The organism is Flavobacterium aurantiibacter, from assembly GCF_002251775.1.
Lineage (GTDB): Bacteria > Bacteroidota > Bacteroidia > Flavobacteriales > Flavobacteriaceae > Flavobacterium > Flavobacterium aurantiibacter.
In genome coordinates, this window is record NZ_NOXX01000123.1 from 1 (window position 1) to 10,274 (window position 10,274).

A 10,274-nucleotide genomic window follows, 5' to 3' on the forward strand; every position below is an offset into this window, starting at 1 on the left:
TCCTCTAATACGTTCTTAGAAATTTCCTACCGCAGAAGGCTACGTAGAATTTGCCACACCCGAAAAATTCTTCTACGTGTACAACTACACCGACCACCTTGGAAACGTGCGCATGAGTTATACCGAGCACGGTCCGGGAGTTCCGAAAATCTTAGAAGAAAACCATTACTACCCCTTTGGTTTGAAACACGAAAACTACGCCAGTGAGCGTTTTGAATTTATTAAAGAACCACACGGAACGCTATACGTGATACAACCTACGGAAAGGCGGGAGTGGCAGTATAAATTTCTTGGACAAGAGCGGCAGGATGAGTTAGGGTTAAACTTTTACGATTACGGGGCAAGGAATTACGATGCGGCAATTGGTAGGTGGATGAATGTGGATCCGTTGGCGGAAGTTTCAAGACGGTGGAATCCGTACAACTATTNTGAATTTATTAAAGAACCACACGGAACGCTATACGTGATACAACCTACGGAAAGGCGGGAGTGGCAGTATAAATTTCTTGGACAAGAGCGGCAGGATGAGTTAGGGTTAAACTTTTACGATTACGGGGCAAGGAATTACGATGCGGCAATTGGTAGGTGGATGAATGTGGATCCGTTGGCGGAAGTTTCAAGACGGTGGAATCCGTACAACTATTGTTATAATAATCCTGTGTATTTTATTGATCCGGATGGGATGCGAGCTGAGGCTTCACAAACAGCCCCGATATATTATGATTGGGATGAAGGTGGCTGGCGAACTCAAGATGGTGATGAAGTCAAGGCAGAAGACGCTATAGGAGCTATAAATGGTCTTGCTGCTAATGTTGGAGCCGCTGCGGTGGATCAGAGTTTGGGGGGAGGGGAACCTCCAGTAAACTTATTTGATGTTAGAAAAAAGGACAAAGAAGCTTGTACGTCCCTAAAATAGGTTGACTAATTTCTTTAGGAATGTTTAATTCTTTCGCTTTTTTCACTTCTTTGAACTACCCTTACCCGAACAACTCAGCCAAAACGTCTAGCGATTTTGGGCGTTTAAAGTGGTCGATATGATGTGCGTAAAATTCGAGTACGCTGTTCAATACCGCACGGCGTTCGAGTTTAGTAAAGTGGTTGCTGTTTCCCATGCCGAGATTTCGAAAAAGCTGAGAGTCGCTTTCGCTGAGTGTGTAGTCGGATTCGTGGTCTTGAAAAACGCCGTATTTTAAATCGAAGAAACTCGCTTCTGCAGAAAAATCGGGAAAAAAGCCCAAGTACGAACTCAGGTTCAGCAAGAACTGCAACGGAAATGTGGCTGTTTCCGCAGTTTCATCTAAAATCAACAAGCTGTTTTCAAGATAGGCGAACAGCGTGTCGTTGGCTTCTTCTTCCTTAATTACTTGATTTAAAATTTCGGCTAAAAAAAGTGCCAAGCTTCGTTTTACGAAATGATGCGGAATTTGTTGATACGCGTAGTGAAGTTTTACTTCTTTAAAGTATTCGAGCGTTCCTTTTTGCTTGTTTGTAGCAACGATTTCGAGTTGGGTAAGCGGCTCAAAATAGGAGCTTTTGAATTTGTTGGCTTTTCCGCTAAAAGCGTCGCGAACAAAGAAACTCTTTCGTCCGATTTCTGCGGTAAAGCAGCTAATTACCAGCGATTTTTCTTGGTAGCGAACCGCTGAAAGTACGAGTGCTTTTCCTGCAATCATTTAGCGAACAATCATTACTTTTTTCACAGTGGTTTCGGCGCCGTCTTCGGTAGAGATAAAAATCATGTACACACCAGATGCCACGCGGTATTTTCCGAAAGCAGTGGTATCCCATTCGATGGTTCCGCCGGTGGATATGGCTTCAAAAACGAGACTGCCGGTAATGTCGGTTATCTTTACGTTGGCGCTGTCGGTAAGTCCACTAACTTTCACCGTTCCGGTATAATTTGGCCGAACCGGATTTGGATAGACGAAAACATCGCGCAAGTCGTCGCTGGCATCGATGGCGTTTCCGCGGTAGGATACCAAGCCGCCGGTGGTTGCAAAGAAGACTTCTCCGGTAACCGAGTTGATATCAATATCGTTTATTTCGTTGCTCGGCAGTGGCGAATTATCGGTGGTGAATCGTTGCAAGGTTTGTTGGCCGTCTGCAGAGACTTGAAACACGCCTGCGTCGAGTGTGCCGATCCATTTGTTGTTGGCGCCATCTACTACGATATCGGTAATCCATTGGTCGTTGAGAAGTTCTTGTGCGAGTCCTTCTTCTTCGATGATAATGGGGTTGGAACGCAAGTCGCTATCGGGATCTAAAAACCGATCGGCACCTATTACGCGTAAACCTTCGCGTGTTCCGATCCACAATTGATTGCGTTTATCGATGGCAACGGTTTGTACGCGATTAGCCGGTAAGTTTCCGTTTCCTTCGCCCTCTGAAATTCTTCTAAACTGCGGATTTGCTGTTTCGTTGAAGCCAACCAAACCGTCTGAACGCGTGCACATCCACTTGGTATTGTTTCTGTCGATTGCCAAACGCATAAAGCGCGTGTCGGTCCAATCGGTAAGAATAGCTTCCATATTAAAGGATTGCCAAGATCCGTTTGCTCGTTTTACTTTAAGCGGACTCCTAACTATAGCATTGGTAAGCCACAGATTTCCTTGAGAATCAAAAGCGGCTTGTTCTAATCGAATATTTTCGGTTGGTGGATCGGTGGGAAAAATGGTTTCTAGACCTGTAGTTCCGGTATTGCTGCGATTAAAAATGTCGACTAGCTCGTCGTTTTCAAATCGCAATAATCCGTTGTAGTACGACGACATAAAAACTTCATTCTCGTTAATTGGGTTTACTGTTACGCGAACTATCGAGGGTACATTCAATTCACCGTATGGAATATTGAGCCAACCGGTTTCGCTATTGTATTTACTTACACCAAAAAATTTTAGCGGATTCGGATTTAGCGTTTCGTCGTATGAGCCATAAACCGCCCAAAAACCTGTAGACAAGGTTGCCAGTGCAAAAACGTTGTTTTGAAGCGGTCCGCTTGGGCTTATTGAAGGAAAAGAGCTTGCGTTTAAAGCACCAGCAAGTAGTCCTTGTGTATTGGTTCCGATATAGACGTTATTGTTAACGACAGTAGCACAAGTAAAACGTATGTTGTTTGAGTTTACTTCTGCAGCCGACAATTCTCGGATGAGAGCTGCTGCGTCATTATAAATCCGTACAGTAGTTTCCGAGACTGCAATTAGGTTGCCGTTGGCACTTCTTAAATCGATTAGGTTTGGACTTAACTGCGCGAAATTCTGAAAACTTGTTCCATTAGAAGATCGCAAAACCTGTCCATTTGCTAAGCCGATATACAGTAAATCTTCGAACGCAACTACAGCGTCGAAATTGCCGTTTTGCACGTTTTGCCACTGCTGCGCGTCGATTAGATTTGGGTTGGTGATAACTGCTTTCTTTATTCCTTCGACGGTAGCTGCATAGATTTCTCCGTTAAAGGTTGTAGTTTGTTTTACCGAAATTTCAGGATTTGCTGCGCCAATAAAATAAGTGTCGCCAAACTGTAAAGTTTGTAGATTAAACTGCGCGATTCCGAAATCGCAGCTTATTAACACACCAATTTCGGTTTCTTGAAAATGATTGATTCGCTTGATGTTTGGCGGCAACTGTTTGTTAACGATGTCAACAATGGTGGTGATGGAACGATCGGCATCGTTGATTACCACAATTAAGCCCGTTTGGTAGCCAATAAGTGTTTTGTTTTGTTGAGCACTCTTATATACAGCTGTGATAGTTTCGCTGGGAAGTCCGTCTATAGTATTTGCAGTACTTACGTCGCCAGAAATTAAATTACGCGTAAAGAGTGCATTTATTGAAGCTGCGGTTACACGAGAATCGGTTTGAGTAACGTCTATAATTTCGTTGTACGAAAAATAGCCGGTCCATCTGCTGTTGTTTTGAGCGAATGAGCAGAAAAAAGGAACGAGCAACAAATAGATTAGAATTCTCATACAATTGGAATGGACTGCAAATATAAAGAAACGCGGCGCAGCGGATTTTATTGAACGGCAATAAAAAAGGCTGCTCGAAACGAACAGCCTTTTTGAATGAGTTGTGATTGGCTTATTGGAAATCAGCGTCGGTTACACCTTCGTTGATTTTCACTTCACTAATTGTGATATCGATTTCAATTCCTACGTTAAGTGCCGTTTTGAACGGGAACTTTACTCCTTTCACATCGCGATAATCGCTGAATGGCGAGCTAACTGTCATTTTTTGACCGCCTGCATCTACATCATTACTTTCCATAACTTTAAGTCCGGAAGTCATGTCGTAGAACAATTTAGTGTCACCGTCTTGGATCACGTATGCATCAGAACCGTTTACGTTTTCAATTCCTACCAGTTTAACATCTGGATTGTTTGTCAAAGTTAACTCTGGGAATGGTTGTGCGTAATATTTCATGCTTGCAATTTCGTCGGCTTCCATCGGCATTTTTTGTGGGCCTTGAGACTGGTATCCGGTCTTTCCGTCGAATACTTTTTTCATTTGTTGTCCCATAACGCTTAAACCTTCAAGAGATTTTCCAGCAGTGGTTGCTTTTTTGAAATAACCTAGTGTCATTCCTTGAGCAGATCCGCTACCTGAAACTGCGATTGATTTTACAGCAGAAACTGCTTTTTGACCTCCGATAGCATCGATATACTTCGCTAAAACTGTTTTTGCAGTTACGCCGGCAGGAATTTCTTTTTTCGGTGCAGGTTTATCAACTGGATTTCCATATTTATCAAAATAGAAGATTGGAATTTTCAGTTTTTCGAGCGCTGGCAAAACATCGCTTCCTTTACCAACAATCACTAAACGTGCGTTGTCGTAAGAGAAATATTTGTTAGCTGCACGTTTCACATCGGCAACAGTTACTGCTTGAATGCTTTTGATGTAATTTTCGTAGAAATCGGCAGGTAAATTTTGTGTACGTGTACGCAATGCAAAAGATGCAATGGTTTGTGGTTTTTGGATGTTCATTACAAAACGACCAATATAACCTGCTTTTACGTTATTTAACATTTCTTCAGTTACGTCTTCCGTGCGGATTCTCTTTAATTCTTTAAGAATCTCAACTACTGTTGAATCGGTAACCGTGTTACGCACTTGCGTAGAAGCTTCAAAGTTGCTGATGTACTTACCGGAACCGATGTCTGAGCGTGCGCCGTATGTCCATCCGTGTGCTTCACGCAGGTTCATGTTGATGTAGCTGTTGAAATCGCCACCGAAAATTTGGTTTGCGATGATTGTTGGGAAATAATCTGGATCTGTCATTTTCAAGTTAGACAGATTAATCAATGCTACTTCCGATTGTACAGCGTTTGGCATGTCAACAAAGTTGATTTGCGTGTACTGAACATCTTTTGGATCTGGGTAAGAAACGCTTGGTGCTGTAGCTTTTTTCCAGCCACCGAAAAGTTTCTCAACCATTTTCTTAACTTCTTTCACTTTAACATCGCCAACAATAACGAGGTACGCATTTCCTGGAACATAGTACGTGTTGTAGTTGTTGATGACATCTTGAAGCGTTACGTTGTTAAGGGTTGCTTCAGAAAGGTATTCGCCGTTTGGATGATTTTTTCCGAATGTAAGTACTGAATTCACGCGTGAAGCTGTAGCAGGTACGCTTTTCTCGTCGCTTTTCAAGCCTTCGATCATTTTCTCTTTTTGCTTGTCGAATTCTTCTTGCGTGAATTTTGGCATTAAAGCTCCTTCTGCCATAAGTTCTAAGACACGACCAGCGTATTTAGAAAGGGCGTATGCAGAAGCACCACCTGAATACAAGTTGATGTTTGCACCTAAGAAATCAACTTCTTCGTTGAAGGCGTCTTTTGAAGTTTTGGTAGTACCTGTTCCCATCAAAGCGCTCAACATATCCGAAACGCCTTTTTTGTCGCCTTCTGCGTAAGGAGCAATGTCGATACTTAAATTGAACGATACACGTGGTAGTTTGTGATTTTCTACAACCAACACTTTCAAACCGTTTTTAAGTTCGAAGGTTTCAGGCTTTCCGATTTTAATCGCAGGCGATGGTCCTGGTTGTGGTTGTGGGAAATTTTGTGCTTGCATAAGTACCGTGAAAAACAAGCCGGCTATTAATAAAAATGTCTTTTTCATGATGCTGTTAGTTTTGTGCTTTATCTTTAGCTGGTACATAGTTTAAAACCAAACGCTGATTTGGGTTTAAATACTTCTTAGCGATATCGCGGATTTCCTCTCTTGTTATTGAGCGGTACATTTCGATTTCTGTGTTAATTAAATTAACATCTTTATAAAGCATGTAGTATGTTGCCAAATTATCTGCAATTCCTTCTACACTTGAATTTTTGTTAACGTAGTCGTTTTCATACTTGTTCATGAGTTTTTGGTATTCTTTCTCGGAAATCAATTCTGTTTGTAATTTCACGATTTCAGCATCAACTTCAGCGAGTAGATCCTCGCTTGTTGCAGGAGCTTGTGGTAAACCATAAAGAATATATGTTCCGTAATCTTCTTGGCTGTAATTAAAAGCGCCTACTTGAAGTGCTTTTTTCTGATCGTCTACAATTTTCTTATATAGACGAGACGATTTTCCGTCGCTAAGAATAGTAGAAATTAGGTCTAAAACTCGTGCATCGCGTGTTTTCATTGAAGGCGTGCGGTATGCCGCAACAACCATTGGAATTTGGATGTTTGGATCTTCGAAAGACGCGTTGATGGTTTGAGTGATTGGCTCTTCAGTATAGGTCTGACGCGTTACTGGCGCTCCTTTTGGAATTGAACCAAAATACTGCTGAATCCATTTTTTTGCTTGTGGAATATCGATATCACCAGCAACTACTAAAACGGCATTGTTAGGCACGTAGAACTTTTTGTTGAAAGCTTGGAATTCTTCAAGCTTTGCTGCGTCGAGGTGCTCCATAGAACCGATGGTTGTCCAGCGGTATGGGTGATTTTTAAACATGTGCTTCTTAACTTCTGGAAGCAACTGTCCGTACGGAGAATTGTCGTAGCGCAAGCGCTTTTCTTCTTTAACCACCTCATTTTGTGTATCTACACCAATTTGGTTGATTACCGGATGGCGCAAACGTTCCGATTCCATCCACAAACCGAGTTCAAGGCTGTTAGAAGGGAACACTTCATAATAGTAGGTACGATCTTCGGTTGTGTTTGCATTGTTTACACCTCCGTTAGACGTAACGATTTTAAACCATTCGCCTCGTTTAATGTTTTGGGTACCTTCGAATAGTAAGTGTTCGAAGAAGTGAGCAAATCCGGTGCGATCAGGTTGTTCGTCTTTTGCACCGACGTGGTACATTACAGATGTGATTACAGTAGGGGCCGACGTGTCTTTGTGCAAGATCACGTGCATGCCGTTATCCAGATCGTATTCTTCGAAAGCAACTTTTTGCGCCGAAGCAACACCTCCTAGCATTAGAGCAGCACCTAAAGCCATTAAAGAGTTTTTCATAAGGTTAATAATTTTGATGAATTGATACATTGGTACACATTTCGACGCAAAAGTTACGTCAAAACTAAAAATCGGTTGGTAAATTTATCTAAATGTTTGAATTTCAGTTTTCTATATCGTTAAAATTTAGTTGACCAGCTATAAAAACTCCCGCTATTTCAACTTATTTTTATGTAATAAGAACAAGAGCTAGACAGCTTACCAACCCATGTTTTAACTGAAAATTCTCGATTTAGATGTTCTACTTTCTCGAAATTTGATCGTAAAGGTAAAATTTTTGTGAGCGCAAACGTTTTCCTAACAAAAATTTAGCACTCTTTTATGCGTTAGCGACTGCAGCGACATCCTTTTTTTGGAGCTTCGCGGAATAAAAAAGATACAGCGGAAGGCGCGGCGGCAAAAGTTAGCTGTATTTCCACAAAATGCTTTTGCCGAAACGCCCAAAAAATGAGGAAAAACCGTATCCAGACTTGACAGATTGCGCTTATTTTTGGCGATATGAAAAAAGATCAAAGAAAAAAAGCGAACGTGCGACGGGTTGGAATTAAAATTAGTTTTTCGAAAACGGGACACATATTGATAAAGGGGAAAATTAATGGAAAAAGTGGCGTTTTTATAGTGGATACCGGTGCCGCAATAAGTTGTGTTGGCACATACTATGCGCCGTATTTTCAGCTTAAGATGCGCAAGAGTCGGTTTGAAATTCGCGCGATTACTGATGTCCCCATGCCAGCAGAAATTTCTAAAAAGAACATTTTTGAGCTGGGAAAATGGCGAATAGACCAAGCGTCGTTTCTAACGATTGATTTAGACACGGTCAATCAAACATTTTCGACGGTCAATCAAGATGCAGTACAGGGAATAATTGGAAATGATGTATTGAAAAAATACAAAGCTGTGATTGACTATGAAAATAAATCTATATTTCTGATTACTAAATAGTAAACCTATGAAGCAAGCACCACTTTTTTTATTTTTTTTATTCAGTTTTATAGGTTACGGGCAGCAGACTTCGGAGGTTCAAACTCCGCCACCACGGGCAGATACGCGTATATACATTGATTGTGAAACGGGTTTTTACAATCTTGCTGAACATAGTACAAAACAGATTACGAAAAAAATTCGTTATGGAATGGCTTGTTTTGGATCGTGAGCAAACGCGCAGAACAAGGCCTATCGGATACTCAATTAAACCACTAATATATCGCCGGCTAGCCAACTACAACTAAAAGGTTCGTTACTCGGAATAGCAGATACTGCTACAGAAAAACTACTTATAGACACACAGCATTAGACTAGTGGAATTTATATCGTAAAATTACAGTCGGCAGACGTAGTAGAACACATAAAACTTTTTAAGAAATAAAACCTCAGCTTTAAACGCAACTATTATGAAAAAATTCTTAATCCTTTTATTGATAACATTACCTAGTTTCGCGTTTTGCCAAGCTGTTATAACCCTATCATTTTGTAACGGTGGAGGAATAATCGAGTCGTCAGTTTTTACAACTTGGCAACCCGATTATAACCCCGACACGCATCTTGTAACATTACACAACACATACGTGGATGCCGCTGAAAATTTAAACGGTATTCCATCATCCACAGTGATAACGGCAAGTCAGACAAAGTTTGTACGAATTTTAAATTTGCAGACTGGAGAAGTATCTATTGGTACAATCATAGTAATTGTTAATCCCCCAATGGAAGTATCTTTAGCTGCAACACTAGATAGCCCAACGTCTTCAGTTATGTGTTACACTTTTGGTGGTACACCTCCTTATTATTTTCAGTGGAGTATAGACGGAGTAATCCAAACAGAAGGCGACACAAGTATGATACTGATTCCAACTTCAAACGCAGTATCAGAAATAAGTTGTGTAGTTACCGACTCATCAACTAATCCTTGTCAAGCAATGGCCTCAATTCAAATCACACCATACACTCCAATAAACGCAGACGCGCTTAGTATTCTTGTCGACGACACGGAAATAGTCACTTCCACAGCTTCAGTTTTTTATAACGACTATTTAAACTACCAGTCGCTAACCTTTCCAGCGATTCAGCAACAGGTTTATCTGGAAGAAACGGGAGAAGGCTGGGATAATTTTAACCTTAACGCAAGTGGAACTATAAGTGCGTTGCCGGGAACGCCTGCAGGAACGTACAATCTTCAGTACAGTGTATTCCATGTTAATGGCGGATTCGTGGGCTCTGCCAGCATAAACCTTCAAGTTTTTTCTTCGGCCGTTCAATTAATTGCATTCGTTGATTGGGATGGAAATGGCATAAAGAGTGATGACGAACCCTTATTTGTCGAAGGAAAATTCTTAATATCCGGATCCGATGGCACCGAACTAGAGCTGTACTCTGATACAGGTACTTACGTGTATAACACGCTTTCTAATATCACCTATGGCTTATCGTATCAGGTTAACGATGGATCTTTACCAGTGTTTTCATGCGGCACTTCTTTTTTGGATATAAATCCTATTGCAGGTAGCACAACAACCTATTTTTTTCCGATAAATTCAACACCCGCAATTAATGGAGTTGTTTCATTAGTGAGCTATCAAACGCCTTCGCCCGGATTTACAAGATACTACGAGGTAAAAGTGAAAAACATAGGCTCCTTACCAATTGTAAATGCAGTGCTCAACGTTCAAAAACCCGATTATTCAACCTTAGTAAGTTATTGCAACACGTGCATAGCCACTGCCTAAGGTTTTCAAAAATCAAATATTACACTTGCACCTTTCGAACAAGCCGTTTTGCCTTTCGCAGTTCAATTCAACACCATACCAAACATACAACTAGGTGACTACGT

General features: G+C 41.2%; 7 protein-coding genes. 3 read left to right on the forward strand and 4 right to left on the reverse strand.

All coding sequences use genetic code 11. The features are described 5' to 3' along the window. The first annotated feature begins 112 nt into the window (after window positions 1-112). On the forward strand, window positions 113-916 hold the full coding sequence (locus tag CHX27_RS02150) for an RHS repeat domain-containing protein (protein ID WP_094485128.1): 804 nt from the start codon (window positions 113-115) through the stop codon (window positions 914-916). A gap of 61 nt (window positions 917-977) precedes the next feature. On the opposite strand, the gene recO is transcribed toward CHX27_RS02150, so the two are convergent. The 4 genes from recO to CHX27_RS02170 form a co-directional block, all read right to left on the reverse strand. Then, complete coding sequence (recO, locus tag CHX27_RS02155) at window positions 978-1,673, reverse strand: DNA repair protein RecO (protein WP_094485123.1); 696 nt, start codon at window positions 1,671-1,673, stop codon at window positions 978-980. Further along, window positions 1,674-3,962 carry a type IX secretion system anionic LPS delivery protein PorZ gene (gene porZ / locus CHX27_RS02160; RefSeq protein WP_094485124.1) on the reverse strand — a complete coding sequence of 763 codons (2,289 nt, stop codon included), beginning with the start codon at window positions 3,960-3,962 and terminating at the stop codon, window positions 1,674-1,676. A 112-nt stretch (window positions 3,963-4,074) separates the two neighbouring features. Next, window positions 4,075-6,114, reverse strand: coding sequence for a M16 family metallopeptidase (locus CHX27_RS02165; RefSeq protein ID WP_207758924.1), 2,040 nt, complete (start codon window positions 6,112-6,114; stop codon window positions 4,075-4,077). A gap of 7 nt (window positions 6,115-6,121) precedes the next feature. Next, entirely contained in the window at window positions 6,122-7,447 is a 1,326-nt protein-coding gene (locus CHX27_RS02170; protein ID WP_094485129.1) for a M16 family metallopeptidase, read from the reverse strand. 498 nt (window positions 7,448-7,945) lie between these two features. Here CHX27_RS02170 and CHX27_RS02175 point away from each other — a divergent pair, with 498 nt between their 5' ends. Both CHX27_RS02175 and CHX27_RS02185 read left to right on the forward strand, forming a co-directional pair. After that, on the forward strand, window positions 7,946-8,389 hold the full coding sequence (locus tag CHX27_RS02175) for an aspartyl protease family protein (RefSeq protein WP_094485125.1): 444 nt from the start codon (window positions 7,946-7,948) through the stop codon (window positions 8,387-8,389). A 449-nt stretch (window positions 8,390-8,838) separates the two neighbouring features. Then, window positions 8,839-10,170, forward strand: coding sequence for a hypothetical protein (locus tag CHX27_RS02185; RefSeq protein ID WP_094485127.1), 1,332 nt, complete (start codon window positions 8,839-8,841; stop codon window positions 10,168-10,170). The last annotated feature ends 104 nt before the right edge of the window (window positions 10,171-10,274 follow it).